This window comes from Acetobacter tropicalis (genome assembly GCF_030644465.1).
Lineage (GTDB): Bacteria > Pseudomonadota > Alphaproteobacteria > Acetobacterales > Acetobacteraceae > Acetobacter > Acetobacter tropicalis.
Genome location: NZ_JAUYUW010000001.1, coordinates 3,605,458 through 3,618,358, shown reverse-complemented (window position 1 = coordinate 3,618,358; position 12,901 = coordinate 3,605,458). Strand labels below are relative to the sequence as shown.

General features: G+C 50.3%; 16 protein-coding genes and 1 tRNA gene. 4 read left to right on the top strand and 13 right to left on the bottom strand.

Annotated elements, in window-relative coordinates; all coding sequences use genetic code 11:
• The 5 genes from cydD to QWU00_RS16285 form a co-directional block, all read right to left on the bottom strand.
• Complete coding sequence (gene cydD, locus QWU00_RS16305) at positions 1 to 1,722, bottom strand: thiol reductant ABC exporter subunit CydD (RefSeq protein ID WP_035382065.1); 1,722 nt, start codon at positions 1,720 to 1,722, stop codon at positions 1 to 3.
• Between the two features lie 131 nt (positions 1,723 to 1,853).
• Positions 1,854 to 3,524 carry a sensor histidine kinase gene (locus QWU00_RS16300; protein WP_035381963.1) on the bottom strand — a complete coding sequence of 557 codons (1,671 nt, stop codon included), beginning with the start codon at positions 3,522 to 3,524 and terminating at the stop codon, positions 1,854 to 1,856.
• Positions 3,525 to 3,624: 100 nt separating this feature from the next.
• Positions 3,625 to 3,792 carry a NepR family anti-sigma factor gene (locus QWU00_RS16295; RefSeq protein ID WP_166443776.1) on the bottom strand — a complete coding sequence of 56 codons (168 nt, stop codon included), beginning with the start codon at positions 3,790 to 3,792 and terminating at the stop codon, positions 3,625 to 3,627.
• Positions 3,793 to 3,923: 131 nt separating this feature from the next.
• Positions 3,924 to 4,499, bottom strand: a complete 576-nt coding sequence (locus QWU00_RS16290; protein WP_035381965.1) for a sigma-70 family RNA polymerase sigma factor — start codon at positions 4,497 to 4,499, stop codon at positions 3,924 to 3,926.
• A gap of 121 nt (positions 4,500 to 4,620) precedes the next feature.
• The gene (locus QWU00_RS16285; RefSeq protein ID WP_231551870.1) at positions 4,621 to 5,178 is read right to left on the bottom strand and encodes a sigma-70 family RNA polymerase sigma factor; all 558 of its coding nucleotides are present in this window, start codon (positions 5,176 to 5,178) and stop codon (positions 4,621 to 4,623) included.
• A 57-nt stretch (positions 5,179 to 5,235) separates the two neighbouring features.
• Here QWU00_RS16285 and QWU00_RS16280 point away from each other — a divergent pair, with 57 nt between their 5' ends.
• The 3 genes from QWU00_RS16280 to QWU00_RS16270 all read left to right on the top strand — a co-directional run bounded on the left by QWU00_RS16280 (position 5,236) and on the right by QWU00_RS16270 (position 8,027).
• Positions 5,236 to 5,982, top strand: a complete 747-nt coding sequence (locus QWU00_RS16280; RefSeq protein ID WP_035381967.1) for a PhyR family response regulator anti-anti-sigma factor — start codon at positions 5,236 to 5,238, stop codon at positions 5,980 to 5,982.
• An 86-nt stretch (positions 5,983 to 6,068) separates the two neighbouring features.
• A complete protein-coding gene (locus QWU00_RS16275) occupies positions 6,069 to 7,895 on the top strand; it encodes an ABC-F family ATP-binding cassette domain-containing protein (RefSeq protein ID WP_035381968.1) in 1,827 nt (608 codons plus the stop codon).
• A gap of 57 nt (positions 7,896 to 7,952) precedes the next feature.
• Positions 7,953 to 8,027 (top strand) — tRNA-Val (locus QWU00_RS16270).
• A 170-nt stretch (positions 8,028 to 8,197) separates the two neighbouring features.
• On the opposite strand, the gene QWU00_RS16265 is transcribed toward QWU00_RS16270, so the two are convergent.
• Together QWU00_RS16265 and QWU00_RS16260 are read right to left on the bottom strand one after the other, a co-directional pair.
• On the bottom strand, positions 8,198 to 8,920 hold the full coding sequence (locus QWU00_RS16265) for a BRO-N domain-containing protein (RefSeq protein ID WP_035381969.1): 723 nt from the start codon (positions 8,918 to 8,920) through the stop codon (positions 8,198 to 8,200).
• The gene (locus QWU00_RS16260) at positions 8,917 to 9,297 is read right to left on the bottom strand and encodes a hypothetical protein (protein ID WP_231551872.1); all 381 of its coding nucleotides are present in this window, start codon (positions 9,295 to 9,297) and stop codon (positions 8,917 to 8,919) included. Before QWU00_RS16260 ends, QWU00_RS16265 begins: the two co-directional genes overlap by 4 nt.
• A gap of 179 nt (positions 9,298 to 9,476) precedes the next feature.
• On the opposite strand from QWU00_RS16260, the gene QWU00_RS16255 reads away from it, so the two are divergent.
• The gene (locus tag QWU00_RS16255; protein ID WP_166443772.1) at positions 9,477 to 9,635 is read left to right on the top strand and encodes a ribbon-helix-helix domain-containing protein; all 159 of its coding nucleotides are present in this window, start codon (positions 9,477 to 9,479) and stop codon (positions 9,633 to 9,635) included.
• Positions 9,636 to 9,653: 18 nt separating this feature from the next.
• On the opposite strand, the gene QWU00_RS16250 is transcribed toward QWU00_RS16255, so the two are convergent.
• From QWU00_RS16250 to QWU00_RS16225, 6 genes are all read right to left on the bottom strand, one after another.
• Positions 9,654 to 10,271 (bottom strand): hypothetical protein, encoded by a 618-nt coding sequence (locus QWU00_RS16250; RefSeq protein ID WP_035381973.1) that lies wholly within the window; start codon positions 10,269 to 10,271, stop codon positions 9,654 to 9,656.
• Positions 10,268 to 10,681: a hypothetical protein gene (locus tag QWU00_RS16245; protein WP_150395576.1), complete on the bottom strand. Its 414-nt coding sequence runs from the start codon at positions 10,679 to 10,681 to the stop codon at positions 10,268 to 10,270. Before QWU00_RS16245 ends, QWU00_RS16250 begins: the two co-directional genes overlap by 4 nt.
• Before the next feature lie 32 nt (positions 10,682 to 10,713).
• Positions 10,714 to 11,724 (bottom strand): hypothetical protein, encoded by a 1,011-nt coding sequence (locus tag QWU00_RS16240; RefSeq protein WP_035381976.1) that lies wholly within the window; start codon positions 11,722 to 11,724, stop codon positions 10,714 to 10,716.
• A gap of 257 nt (positions 11,725 to 11,981) precedes the next feature.
• Positions 11,982 to 12,173, bottom strand: coding sequence for a hypothetical protein (locus QWU00_RS16235; protein ID WP_035381978.1), 192 nt, complete (start codon positions 12,171 to 12,173; stop codon positions 11,982 to 11,984).
• 46 nt (positions 12,174 to 12,219) lie between these two features.
• Positions 12,220 to 12,567 (bottom strand): hypothetical protein, encoded by a 348-nt coding sequence (locus tag QWU00_RS16230; protein ID WP_231551873.1) that lies wholly within the window; start codon positions 12,565 to 12,567, stop codon positions 12,220 to 12,222.
• Between the two features lie 77 nt (positions 12,568 to 12,644).
• Complete coding sequence (locus QWU00_RS16225) at positions 12,645 to 12,884, bottom strand: hypothetical protein (protein WP_052051509.1); 240 nt, start codon at positions 12,882 to 12,884, stop codon at positions 12,645 to 12,647.
• Positions 12,885 to 12,901: the final 17 nt, after the last annotated feature.

The following is a 12,901-nucleotide window of genomic DNA, read 5'->3' as shown; positions in this document are numbered from 1 at the left end:
TCACGCAGATCCCTGCTTTTGGACAATCTTTCCATCCTGGAGACCAATTCTGTGCCCATTGAACATATGGGTCGCGGCAGAATGGGTCGCCAAAATGACCGTTTTGTTGAGAGCAAGCCGCTGTAGGCTTTCAAAGACGCTTTTTTCTGTTTCCGGATCAAGGTGGGCTGTCGGCTCATCCAGCAGCAGGACGGGAGCATTTTTCAAATAGGCACGCGCAATGGCAATACGCTGGGCCTGTCCTCCTGACAACCCAAAGCCGCCTTCTCCAATGCGTGTGTCTAATCCTTCCGAAAGAGAAGGTAGAAACTGATCAACTGCTGCAGCTTTGACCGCCGCCATCAGAGCTTCTTCATCGGCATCCGGATGCGCAAAAAGGATGTTGTCTCGAAGGGTGCCCGCAAACAGGATTGGTTTTTGCCCGATCCAGGAAACAATGTGGGAAAGAGCATCAGCTGGAATAGTTTCAAGAGGAATGTCGTTCAAAAGGATCTGCCCACTATCAGGGCTGATGAACTTCAACAGCAGTTCCATCAGGGTCGATTTCCCTGAGCCGGAGGTGCCGGTTAAAATAACGGTTTCCCCTGCAGGCACTTTAAAGCTGATGTGATCAAGAGCCTGACCGCGTGCCGGGTCCCAGGTAAAACAGACCTGATCAAGCGTGATTGAAATGGAGCGGTCTGGGAAAAGGTCTTGCTCAGGTACGGTTCTATGCTCTTTGGCGACAGGCAGATCAATCACCGCTGTCGCAGCGCCCTGCGCATGAGCACGGTCTTGATAGGCAAGAGCTAAAGCACGCAAGGGAGAAAAGAATTCAGGAATAACCAGGAGCACAAACAGGCTGCTTGTCAGGATGTGCTCTAGCAAAGGTGTTGAATTCTGCTCTTGCAGGCTCAGGGCTGCATGGCTGTCCATGATGGCAACTACAATCAGGGCGACCACCATGGCTGCATCAATGGATGCGGAAGAAAGAAAAGCGACCCGTAGAACTTTCATGGTCCGCAGTCGCAGTTCGTCTGCTGCTTCGGCTAGGCGGTGTGTCTCATCTTCCGTCCGTCCTGCGAGGACGATAGTTGCGATACCTTTTACCCGGTCCAGAAAGCGCGCTTGCAGGCGTGTCATGGCAAGGAACTGGTTACGGGATGCAACAGCAGCACCTATACCAAAGAGGGCTTGCCCCACAGGAACGGCCAAACCACAGAGGCCAAGAACAAGCCCAGCACGGGGTTGAACGAAGCAGACGGGGATGAGAACAAGAGCAGGTGCCGCAATCCATGTGATTGAGGCAGGGATCCATCGACCGAAAAATCCATCCAGAGCTTCAACGCGATCAACAACCGTAGTGGCAAGAACTCCACTATGTTCTTGACGCAGTAGCGCGGGGCCTCCGGTTAAAACAGAGGAGAGCACCTCTCCTCTTAGCCGCTTGCGGGCTTCTATCCCTGCATTGGCCGCGCCTATATCCACGCCAGCCAGAAAGCAGGTCCGCACAATGGCCAGAACCAGAAAAGCCCCTATTGGCCAGAGGGGCAAAGCCGCGGGAACGGTGCTGGAATGAAGGCTTATCAATGTATGGCCAAGCACAACGGCTATGCACCATGCCTGCGCTACACCAACAAGAGAAGACAGGATGCCAAAGACCACTACGGGTCCGGCTGCTTTGCGTCCCAGACGGGTTTGTGTCCGCGTCCACCCGCGTATCGCTTGTTTTTTACCGCTCATGACGTAGGCGTTTATACCGGACAGGGAAGGACGCAAACCATTAAGCACGCCAGCCCCGGCTGCAAACAGGGCATACCACACTTTTTGTGTGGCAGGAGCATGCAGATAGTCGAAAGCACGTGTAAACGTTTTTAGTGGTCGTCGAGGGGAAAAATAAAATTGTAACGAGTGCCGTGTTCGCAATTTTTTTCAAACTCGGCGTTTAACTGTCGCGCAAATCCTCGGATAAGCTTTAGGCCGATGCCATGTTGGTCAGCCGCAGAGGCGGGGTCAATCAGGCATCCTATTCCGTCATCACTGACTGAAAGCATGACATTCGGACCTTGTAGAGTCAGCCTGACAGCAATCGTGCCGTGTCGTCCATCGGGGAAGGCATATTTGATGGAGTTTGTAACAATTTCTGTCACGATCAGGGCCAAGGGAACCGCCTGATCAGGGTTCATGGAAAAATCGTCAGCAACAACGTCAAGCGTAATACGCGCAGCGCTTTCTTCTCCCGCAATATGCAGCGTTTGGTCGCAGAGTTCCTTGAGGAAACTCGCCATATTGAGGCTATCCAGCCGATCTTCTGCGTAGAGCGTTCGGTGGAGGGTGGCCAAAGCTCTCACCCTATCTCGCGCCAGAGCAAATTCTGCGCGTACATCAGGGTTTGAAATGCGGCTTGCCTGCAGGTTCAAAAGGGACGCAACAATCTGAAGATTGTTTTTCACGCGATGATGAATTTCACGCATCAGCAATTCCTGGTGCGCCATGGCTTTTTTTAGGCGCGCCTCATGACGGGAAAGCCTACGGGTTGCTCGTGTAAAGGCCTGTCCAAGCCTTTGAAGCTCCAAAGGCATGGAGCGAGTTATGCGCGTATCAAACACCCCTTCTATCTGCCATTTCTGAACAGAATAGGTTAGGCGACGAAGGGGCCAGACCAGAACAATGTTGGCTGCCAGTGTTACGCCAACCAGCCCTGCACCCAACAGAAGAACCAGTCCAGAAATTTCGAGAATCATGGTCCGTAGAGCCCCCGATTCTCGGGCTGTTCTTTGCGCAGACACGAGAATGTCGGCTCCACCGGCAATGGCACCCAATGCGTACCCGCCTTCAGGGGTGGGAAGAGAAACAACAGAACCAGCACTGGCTTCTAGTCGACGTTGCAAAGCTCCGACGATAAAGCCGGGAGGCGGTTCCCATCGGCAATCTGTGCAAACGGAACTTAGAGACCCATCCTGGTTGATGAGCCACGCTTTAAGGGGATTATTTTCATCCGAAAATGCCTGCCAGCCTATACTGTTGGAAAGGTAGGCGGCTTTTCGTGAGAGCTGGAGAATGCCAACCAGGTACCCATGCGTCTCGGGAATTGAAAGGAAAACTGCGGGGACGGTAATTTTAAGGAAAGAGCCACTGCCTTCAGAGGTGCTATTGCTCTGAACAGCTTCCAGCAGAATGCCTTGAAAAGAAGGTGATGTTTCTTCTTCCTCCACCTTCTGACAGCCGCTTCCAGGGGTGGAAATTGACTGGATTACGGTGCCATCAGCATTCAACACCCCTAGATAGCAATAACGTTGGCCGCTCATGGTTTCGGCCAATTTAAGAGCATGGCCAATTTGTTCAGGGGTTAGTCCCATGCCGCCAATGGTCTCAAGAGCACTACGCAAGCGATCCGTATCATGTCGGAACTGAAGATCCAGACGTGTAATGGCCGTGGCGGCACGCTGTGCACTGCCAACCATGAGTTCATTATAATTATGGACAGCAAGAACTGATCCAATCGCCACCACAGGTATGGCGGACAGACAGATCAGGAGCCGCATGCGGGCGCTGGTTGTGCTGAAGATATGACCAATGCCAGAAAGCAGGGAAGCAAGAAGCTTACGCCCTGAGCGTAAAAGCTTTCCGTGTTCCTGCCCCGGCCTAGTCTCGACGATCTTCTTCAATGAGCTTCAGCAGTTCTTCTGGAATAGGTTCGTTCGCTACATCGTCGAAAAGCTGGTGAAGTCCGCGTTTGAGCCAGAGATCGAACGCCTGATCAGACGTTTTTTTAGGTTTTTTTGGTGGATCGTCACCCATGAATTTTTCCATCCGGTGGTGCACCCTTACGCCGCCCGACGGAAATGCCATGTTGTCTGTCTGAATAGCAAACATCTGACATACTCAAGCTCGTTAGCCTACCTTCATATGTGGGCTTTTACGCCCACCGTCCTGCTCTCATCTCAAACGCGGCTTGATGCGGCTTTTTCCTGTGTATGCCGCTCTACCTTCCGCTGCAAGGCTGCCGCCTGAGCTTTCAGACGATCATTGCCCACATGTTCTTCGCCTATCATCCACGCTTCAAGCTGGCGACGCGCACGGAAAACGCGGCTTTTAGCTGTTCCAACAGCACATCCAGCCACTTCCGCCAGTTCCTGATAGCTCATTCCCTCAAGAACGCCCAACACCAGAGCTTCCCGCTGGTCGTCTGGCAGACGTGCAAGAGCTGCATCCAGATCTTTCAGAACAATCCGATCTTCATGGGGAGCGTTCGTGGAAAGAAATGAGGGCGGCATATCATCAATGTCTGTTGTTTCGCGTTTCTTGCGCAAATCAGAAATAAAACGGTTTCGTAGAATGCGGTGCATCCAAGCCGGGAAATTTGTGCCCGGAGCAAAGCTGTCTTGGGCAGAAAGTGCATTGCATACGGCATCCTGAACCAAGTCTTCGGCGGCGGCGCGGTTCCGTGTCAGTGCCAGTGCCTGCACGCGCAGTTTGGGCAGAATGGCAATAACCTGATCATGGAATGACTTCGTCATGGGATTTTTCCTTCGCCTTTATACATTCTTGAAAACAGAATGAACGGGACGCAGGAAAGGTTACAAAAAAAGCCAAAGAAAATTATCACGTAAAAGTGACTTAAGCTTTGTAGGGCAATTTTCAGTCCCCTTGGGTTAGAGCCTGAAGTTCTGCCCTGGCACGTGATACCCGTGTTTTCATAGTTCCAACCGAAACCTCGCAAATGCTTGCTGCTTCTTCATAGGTCATTTCCTGCGCGCCGATCAGAACCAGTGCTTCTCTTAAAAGAGGAGAAAGCTGCCAAAGATAATGATCCAAGTCCCGAATCGCCTCCCGGTCCGGCCCATTCTGACGATTCGGAAGGTGTGACTGGGCATTGGAAGCGTAGTGATCCAACACTTCTTGTTCTTTCTGCTTGCGCCGCGCCTGTTCAAGAAACAGATTGCGCAGTATGGAAAATGTCCATGCTTTCAGATTGGTGCCCGGAGTGAACAGGTCTGCTTTTGCCAGCGCGCGGAGAATAGTTTCCTGCACAAGATCATCCGCGAGGGTTGCATCACGTGCCAGTAAACGTGCAAAGGCGCGGAGCGCAGGAATGAGCGCCAATAAATCTGTGCGAGAAAATGATGCAGTTGCGCTACGGTGCTCCAGTTTATCGCGTTTCAGAACACTTACCCCTTCCTGCAGACGATCGGCCATGTCATCGTTGCGATCCTGCGTGCCTACCGTCATTACTCCACGCGAAGGAGATTTGTCATGCCAGAGTCACAACGCGCGGCCTTAATTCAGGCACTTCCCTATGGCAGACGCTACGCACGCGCACTAACGCGTAGCCAGCCGCGGGGTGATCTTCTGGTGGCTGAGAGTTTGCGGACTTTGACCACAAGTCGTCCCGCAGATGATCTTCCAGCTTTATGTCGTCTCTATCAGGAAATATCACGTCATTTCTCCGCCCAGTCAGGTCACCACCTTGAGGAAGGTTCCCTGTCCATCCTCCAGCGGCAGTTGCTTCTACTGCTAACGCTGGAAGAAGTTTCTCCCCCCATGGCGGCTAGAATTCTTGATCTTTCAGATGCTGAAGCTGAGCGGGAGACCGAACGGGCTTACTCTTTTCTGAGAACGGGAATTCAAACCTCTGTCCTGATTATCGAGGACGAACCGATTATCGCCATGGATATTGAAGAACTGGTGCTACAATGTGGTCATAAAGTGGCGGGAGTAGCGCATACGCAGGAAGATGCCATTCGTATCGCACGGGAAACCCGCCCAGGCCTTATTCTAGCCGATATCAATCTGGGGAGTGGTGGGGACGGTATGCGGGCTGTTGCGGAAATTACCAAAACACATAATGCCCCTGTTATCTACGTGACCGCCTACCCCGAGCGCCTCCTCACCGGGGAAACATCAGAGCCAAGTTTTGTTATCACAAAACCATTTGAACCTTTGACGTTGGCTGTTGCAACTTATCAGGCTGTCAGCAGCTTTGATCTTGCCAGTTCCTGAGTGTTGCGTGAGGCTTTTCCTTTCCAACGTGTGATATCTGGAAATATCCTCTTGCGTCACTCAGGGCTCTGGCACAGAAACGGAGAATGGCTCTCCCTCCCCTTCTCCATCTTCAAGATATTTCTCTTACTCTTGGTGGTCGGCCTTTGCTTGATAAAGCAGGCTTTGCCGTGGCGCGCGGAGAACGTGTCTGCCTTGTCGGGCGTAATGGCTCAGGTAAGTCCACTTTACTGAAAATTGCGGCTGGTGTTTTACAGCCTGATTCAGGCGTTGTGTTTCTTCAGCCCGGAGCAACGTTACGCTATCTGCCTCAGGAACCAGATCTTTCCACACACGCTACTACATCCGAGTATGTGCTGGCGCAAATAGCTGAGCCTGAAAATTCATGGCGTGCTGCTGCCATGCTTGATGCGCTTGGGCTAACCGGTCAAGAAAATACCTCTCACCTTTCCGGTGGAGAAGCGCGGCGTTGTGCGATAGCTGGCGCGCTTGCGGCCGCCCCGGATATTCTTCTGCTGGATGAGCCCACCAACCATCTGGATATGCCAACAATCGAATGGCTTGAGCGCGAATTGCTGAGTCTTAATTCAGCAATGTTGATGATCAGCCATGACAGGCGTCTTTTATCTACACTCTCTCGTTCCGTGGTGTGGCTTGACCGGGGGATTACGCGCCGTCTGGATCAAGGGTTTACCAGGTTTGAAGAATGGCGTGAGGAGGTTCTTGAGCAGGAGGAACGTGACGCACACAAGCTTGACCGTAAGATCGCGCGTGAAGAAGATTGGATGCGCTATGGCGTGACCGCTCGCCGCAAACGGAACGTGCGCCGTGTAGGAGAATTGGCTGCCTTACGTGCCGCCAAGCGAGAGGCTGTAAGATCACCCGGCACTGTCTCTTTGGCTGCACAATCGTCAGGGATGTCCAGCAAGCTGGTTGCTGTGGCTGAAAATGTCAGCAAATCTTGGGGGGATCGCGTCATTGTGCGTGATCTTGATCTGCGGTTGCTCCGTGGGGATAGGCTTGCGCTCGTTGGCGCCAATGGCGCAGGGAAAACCACGCTTCTTCGTTTGTTGGTCGGTCAGGAGGAGCCCGATAGTGGTTCCATCTCACTAGGGCCTTCCCTTTCCATGGTAACGCTTGATCAGCAAAGGCGAACCTTAGATCCGCATAAAAGCTTGGCTGATACCCTTACTGGCGGCGGCGGAGATATGGTTCAAGTTGGGTCAGAAAAGCGGCATGTTATAGGTTATATGAAGGATTTCCTGTTTAAACCTGAGCAGGCCCGCACCCCTGTGGGCGTACTTTCAGGCGGAGAACGAGGCCGTCTGATGTTGGCCTGCGCCTTGGCTCAACCGTCAAACCTTCTCGTATTGGATGAACCTACTAACGATCTCGATCTTGAAACGCTGGACCTCCTTCAGGAAATGTTGTCGAGCTATGCTGGGACAGTGCTCTTGGTGAGCCATGATCGAGATTTTCTGGACCGAGTTGCGACCTCTGTTCTCGCGTCAGAAGGTGAAGGCGTCTGGGTCGAGTATGCAGGTGGTTATAGTGACATGCTCGCCCAAAAGCGTGGCGGGATTGAAGAGAGCATCCTTGGGGCTGAGCCGCTTGTTAGAGTTCAGAAGTCATCAGAAAATACAATCCCATCATCGAAAACATCTGTCCGCAAACTGAGTTACAAGGATCAGTTTGCGTTGGACAATCTTCCCAAGGAGATTTCCAAGCTTGAAAAGCAGGCAGCAACATTACGCGACAAGCTAGCGGATGCAGATCTCTACACAAAAGATCCTCAGGCATTTGAGAAATTCAGTGCAGACTTACAGGTCGTGGAGACATCTCTTGCCGCTGCTGAGGAAAAGTGGTTGGAGCTTGAAATGAAACGAGAAAATCTGGCTAGCGATGCAAATTAATTATTCACCCCCGCTTGCCAACAGCCAGAGGCTCAGCTAATACCAACTTCACAAACCGGGTGCGTAGCTCAGCGGTAGAGCATCGCCTTCACACGGCGGGGGTCACAGGTTCAATCCCTGTCGCACCCACCACGTTTTTCCCCAGTTTTCTGCGGGTCTTATGTGGTTTCCGGTTGTTTCCCAAAGATCATGTTAGTCCACTTTGGTAGCAATTAAAGCACTTTGGCACGCATAAATCCGTGCCAAATCCGTGCCACTTTTTCTGATTCGTTTTTGCCTGTACCGGCCCCCCTCCCCTATCTCTACAGCCCAGAAAATCTTTCCTGCTGTTCGGGGTGGGTGGCGTAGGTGATTACCGTGGCGGACTGACCGTCTTCTGAGGGAATGACTTCTTTTTCAACCATATGAAGCCTGCGCAGGCGGGCCTGCGTTGGGGTTTCTCCGCTTCGTGGTCGGCCGCCTAATGACCCATTGTGGCGGCTGGCGACTGTTCTGGCCGGGGTATTAGGTCGTTCTGAGGGGAGTGTTAGGCCCGGTATATCCAAAGTTGCCTCCATAAGCAGGCGCACACCCTGCTTTCTGGGCATGGGAATGGGCAGGCCGGTGTTCTGCCACTCCTGTTGGGCAGCGGCCTCCCCTACTGCATCCCACAGGCACAGCACACGGGCGAAGCGGCTGAACCATTCCGCCTTGCTGGTGGGCAGCGCGTAGCTGCCCGTTTTGCGGATGGATGGCAGGACTTCCGCCGTGACCCATTTGCGGAAGCGCTTGGCTTCGGCCTTTCGGCTGGTGAGAATGAGGGTGTAAAGGCCACTTTCGCTGATGACACTCACTTCCTGTTGGCCGCCAAGGGTCTCAATAGTATTGACCCCCTTCTCATCATTATCGAGCCGTCTGGCAGCCATCGTTGGATTTCCAATTTCCAACACGTCGCACACGTCGGCCAACACAAACCACGGCTCTTCCTCACGGGTCAGCACCCGCACGGCATGCTCATCAAAGCTAAATGGGATCACGGCGCTCATGCTGCGTTCTCCCGCACCAAATCCCGCGCCAGCGAGAGGACAAGCTGCGTCTCTCCATCTTGCTCATTGTGGCGCAGGTGTTCCGGTAGAAGGGCGAGAATGACTTCGGCCTTCAGTCGTTGCCCTTGCCGAGTATGGGCTGGAATAGCGGCCAGTTCTTCCAGCAGATCACATTCTTCCAAAACCATTTTATCAAAAAGGGCTTCCCGCGCATTGCACTCGGGTGTGCCAAAGGCGGGGGACGGTTCGCAGCTTGCTGCGCGCACGGCAGAATAAACAGCATGGAACCGCTGATGGCAGGCAAACAGCGCTGCATCAGCTTGAAATGGTGCTGCCGTAGCAGTGCCCGGCGTTCCGACCAAAAATGGTGCAGCCATGATTCCGGTAAGCACACAACGGCGTTGTGTGATAGATAAAGCATTAGCCTTGGGCATTGGGGCTCTCCATTGCTTGAGGTTAGACCGAGGCTGAAGGGCCAAATCTTCGGCCTCGGTCACAATGGTGTATCACTGCATCACCATTGTCTGCAATGCTATTTTTGGTGTATGTGATCTGTATGGCAGTGAACCCAGAAACCACCGTGCGTAAATTGGTCTCTCTACCCAAAGAGGTCGCAAAAGAGATTGAAGATTATCGCTTCGAAAACCGTATCAAAACGGAATCCGAAGCGATCCGGCAGCTTATTAAATTGGGTCTTGAAAAGGAAAAGAATTAAAGAAGAATATCTTCTTTATTATTTTTCCGGCCTCCAAAGCAGTGGGACACCAATATGACGTATATAATACGGGTTTTCAGTACTTTTATGAATTTGCGTTGAATCAAACTCAAAAGAACCGATTTTATTCAAATTTGACAAAATTTTATATTTGTTCTGGATTTGGTCAAACCATTTTTTCATTAATGTCTGAGGTCGTTCTTCAAAGAAATAAATTAGCAATGCGCCATGGTCTTGATTGTTAAGTCCTGTTGCATAGCGAGTCAGCAGCTGCTTGTACCCACTCATAATCCAAGAACATCCAGCCCATTTTTTAGCTTCAGCTAACCAGAGATAGCCATTATCTAATTCAATAGCGATATCTACATGCCCACCTATGTCAGGATCATGTACAGCGGTCGTCAATCCTTGCGTTCTAAAATACCCAACAATCATGGCCGTTATTTGATCTTCTGTAGCATTTTGCCGATGCTTCCGTTGCATGGACACTTGCCTAATAGAAACTTCCAATGCTTTATAAACAACTATTAAGAAATCTTTATAACTTTCTATAGAATTTATATCCATAAGCATTTGAGCGGCGGGAGATAGTCTTGCCTTTACAAGCATATCCCCTAAATTTGGGTTAACGTTCATTGTTTTTTTGCAGCCGCAGCAAAAAATTCTGTCATTTTATAAACTGGGAACAATTTTTTCAAAAAATCGTCGATTTCTTCTCCTGTTTCTGGATTATAAAATTCGTTCTCTTTTGCAGCCTTCATGGCATCTTTAGCCGAGATCGCAATCTCTCTATCTTCGTTTTCATCATGGAAAACAAAGTACATGACTAATGGACGATTTTTCATGGACGTAAGCGCGGTTAAAGCAGCGTAAAATGTAGATTCGTCTACATCGCTTTCAGACCAATTATATAACAATGTAAAAGTTAATCTCTGAGCCTGATCAAAAGACACGCGAGATAGATGATCAACAATATTAAGACACACTTGAAGGACTGGCTCTTCCAGTTGTCTCGCTAATTGTATCTTAATTTTATCTATACTCACTGATAGTCCTTTCTTCAGTGTGCCTCCTACAACTAATGACAATGACGAAGAATTCTATCCCTAACAAAATTATAATCTTCAAGACTGCCGCATCTTGAGATCGCAATCTCTGTTAAATAAGGGGAAGGTTCTGCTGTTTGTGTCGAACGGCCATGTATACCGACTTCCGGTCGGGAATATGAGTTGCTATTGTGTGGTCGTTTCCACATCACGACAATACGGTAAACTGCGATCGGAAGTTCAAGGCCCTGAATTCCACTAAGGTGATAAGCTTCTACCCTGCAACAAGTTCCATCCCGACGGGATTTCTCGAGTTTCTGTGCTGCTCCTGAAACCATAAACCCTAGTTCGATAACTTTTCCGTCATCACGAGATTTGTAGAGAGAGTCTATTGCAGGGAAAAAATTAATTTTATTTTGAAAATAATCTTCTCCAAATTTTTTAGAAAAGAAAATTTCAGCTTGATTGATTGCGTATACTACTTGAGTTGCCTCTTTTCCTTCTGGATAATCGGCACGTATCTCAATGACGCTACTATTATTAGGAATCCACAAAACATCAAAAGCTTCATATCTTTTATAAGATACACCAATAAATTCATTATATTTAGATAATTCTGGAGGCAAATCTTCAAATTGATCTTTTAAAAATTTTTGACGAGAATAGGTATATCTTTTTGAAGAAAGGACAATAGCTATCCCTTCTTCGTTTTTATGTATGGCAGATACACTGAGGTTTGGCACAGGACCATTTAATTCGTTTTCGGGTACCAAGATCGGAAACTTGTCCGAAAATATATTGTCATCCACTTGTAAATTTTCTGCTTTCCTTCGAAAATCCTTGATTTTTTCTTTTTCTACTTCGTAGAAACGAACAAGTTTTTCTCCACAAAGAAGATGCTCTGTTAAAGCATCAAGAAGATCTTCTGTTTTCTCCTCGTAAGATTCATCGCCAGTTTCTGCGTGCGCCAGTGTTTTATCCCAATTAGCCCGCCTTCCTAATTCAAGATCTGAAAAGACAGAATGACTAACAGACCAAGGCATTCTGTCTCTGAAACTGCGGATTATCTCAACTGTCGACACGCTTATCTATCTCACTATGAAAATTGATTCGTCCTCACGTCTTGGATGCTTGAGTAAGTGAAAAAATGACTTTTATGCAATCTTTGTCATTACACTTCAGATATCACAAAAAGCTTTACCTTACACAAGTCATTGAAATTTATGGATATATTATTTATTTCTCAGGCCAATAATAGTTTACATTTTTATGAACAATGCTCTTCGTTCTTTTAAGGCAGTTATCTTATTAAGCTCTGCTGCACCTGAACATTCGCGGCGTCCAACTGCTGTTCCGCAAACGCCCATTCGTCAGCAGTTGGCTCCCGGCCTTCTTTCAGCGGCCGCAGCAGCGCTTTGATATCCTCCACAATCATCGGGCCATTCTGGATCAGGGCTTCCACGGCAGAAACGGCAATCTGGGTGTAGTTCATCGGTCAGTTTTCCTTTGGTTTATTGCGGTGTGGGTGATGGAGCGGGTCAGGATACAGGCATAAGCGTTCGCGCCGCGTCCAGCGCATCCTGTGCGGCTTCTACGGCTGCTTCTGCCAGCGGGTCGCCCTTGCGGGCGGCTTCATCAAGCAGCTTGATCTGGTCATGCGCCTTCTGGAAGGCAGGCTTCAGCTTGGCTACCACTGCCGGGTCTGCCGCAGGGTTCTTCTCATAGTCCGCCGCTAGTTGGGCCGCCGCAGCAAAGGACAGGCTGAGGCCGTAAACAGACTGCTGGCGCTGTACAGTCTGGTTCGCTCCACACGCGGCCAGAGCCAGCGGCAGGAGCAGAGCAGCCATCAGGGCGGCAGCTTTGTGCCGCAGGAAACAGAGCTTCATGGTCATATCCCAATAAAAAAGCCACCTCATGGGCGGCTGTGGTGCGTGGTATTGTGTGGTATGGTCTTTCGGCGGCTTCAGCCGCTCGTAGGCTTGCCCGCAGCATCATCTGCGTTGGCCGCGTGGCCCTTGTTCTGCGCCACGCTGTTGACCAGTTCATACAGCTTCAGCCAGCGGGAGCCTTCAGCCGGGCGTGGCCAGAACCGGGCCAACAGCGCACACAGCGCCACCAGAAAGGTGCCAACAGTCACAAGGTCCCCCGCATATTGCGCGGGCAGCATCGGCAGAACCGATGCCAGGAGAGATTGCCAGTCCATGGCGTTTCCTTTTTTTG

Bases quoted from the DNA above. Each gene is read 5' to 3' on its own strand.
- cydD (WP_035382065.1), bottom strand. From the start codon at position 1,722: ATGAGCGGTAAAAAACAAGCGATACGCGGGTGGACGCGGACACAAACC.
- QWU00_RS16300 (WP_035381963.1), bottom strand. From the start codon at position 3,524: ATGCGGCTCCTGATCTGTCTGTCCGCCATACCTGTGGTGGCGATTGGA.
- QWU00_RS16295 (WP_166443776.1), bottom strand. From the start codon at position 3,792: ATGGAAAAATTCATGGGTGACGATCCACCAAAAAAACCTAAAAAAACG.
- QWU00_RS16290 (WP_035381965.1), bottom strand. From the start codon at position 4,499: ATGACGAAGTCATTCCATGATCAGGTTATTGCCATTCTGCCCAAACTG.
- QWU00_RS16285 (WP_231551870.1), bottom strand. From the start codon at position 5,178: ATGGCCGATCGTCTGCAGGAAGGGGTAAGTGTTCTGAAACGCGATAAA.
- QWU00_RS16280 (WP_035381967.1), top strand. From the start codon at position 5,236: ATGCCAGAGTCACAACGCGCGGCCTTAATTCAGGCACTTCCCTATGGC.
- QWU00_RS16275 (WP_035381968.1), top strand. From the start codon at position 6,069: ATGGCTCTCCCTCCCCTTCTCCATCTTCAAGATATTTCTCTTACTCTT.
- QWU00_RS16265 (WP_035381969.1), bottom strand. From the start codon at position 8,920: ATGAGCGCCGTGATCCCATTTAGCTTTGATGAGCATGCCGTGCGGGTG.
- QWU00_RS16260 (WP_231551872.1), bottom strand. From the start codon at position 9,297: ATGGCTGCACCATTTTTGGTCGGAACGCCGGGCACTGCTACGGCAGCA.
- QWU00_RS16255 (WP_166443772.1), top strand. From the start codon at position 9,477: ATGGCAGTGAACCCAGAAACCACCGTGCGTAAATTGGTCTCTCTACCC.
- QWU00_RS16250 (WP_035381973.1), bottom strand. From the start codon at position 10,271: ATGAACGTTAACCCAAATTTAGGGGATATGCTTGTAAAGGCAAGACTA.
- QWU00_RS16240 (WP_035381976.1), bottom strand. From the start codon at position 11,724: ATGCCTTGGTCTGTTAGTCATTCTGTCTTTTCAGATCTTGAATTAGGA.
- QWU00_RS16235 (WP_035381978.1), bottom strand. From the start codon at position 12,173: ATGAACTACACCCAGATTGCCGTTTCTGCCGTGGAAGCCCTGATCCAG.
- QWU00_RS16230 (WP_231551873.1), bottom strand. From the start codon at position 12,567: ATGAAGCTCTGTTTCCTGCGGCACAAAGCTGCCGCCCTGATGGCTGCT.
- QWU00_RS16225 (WP_052051509.1), bottom strand. From the start codon at position 12,884: ATGGACTGGCAATCTCTCCTGGCATCGGTTCTGCCGATGCTGCCCGCG.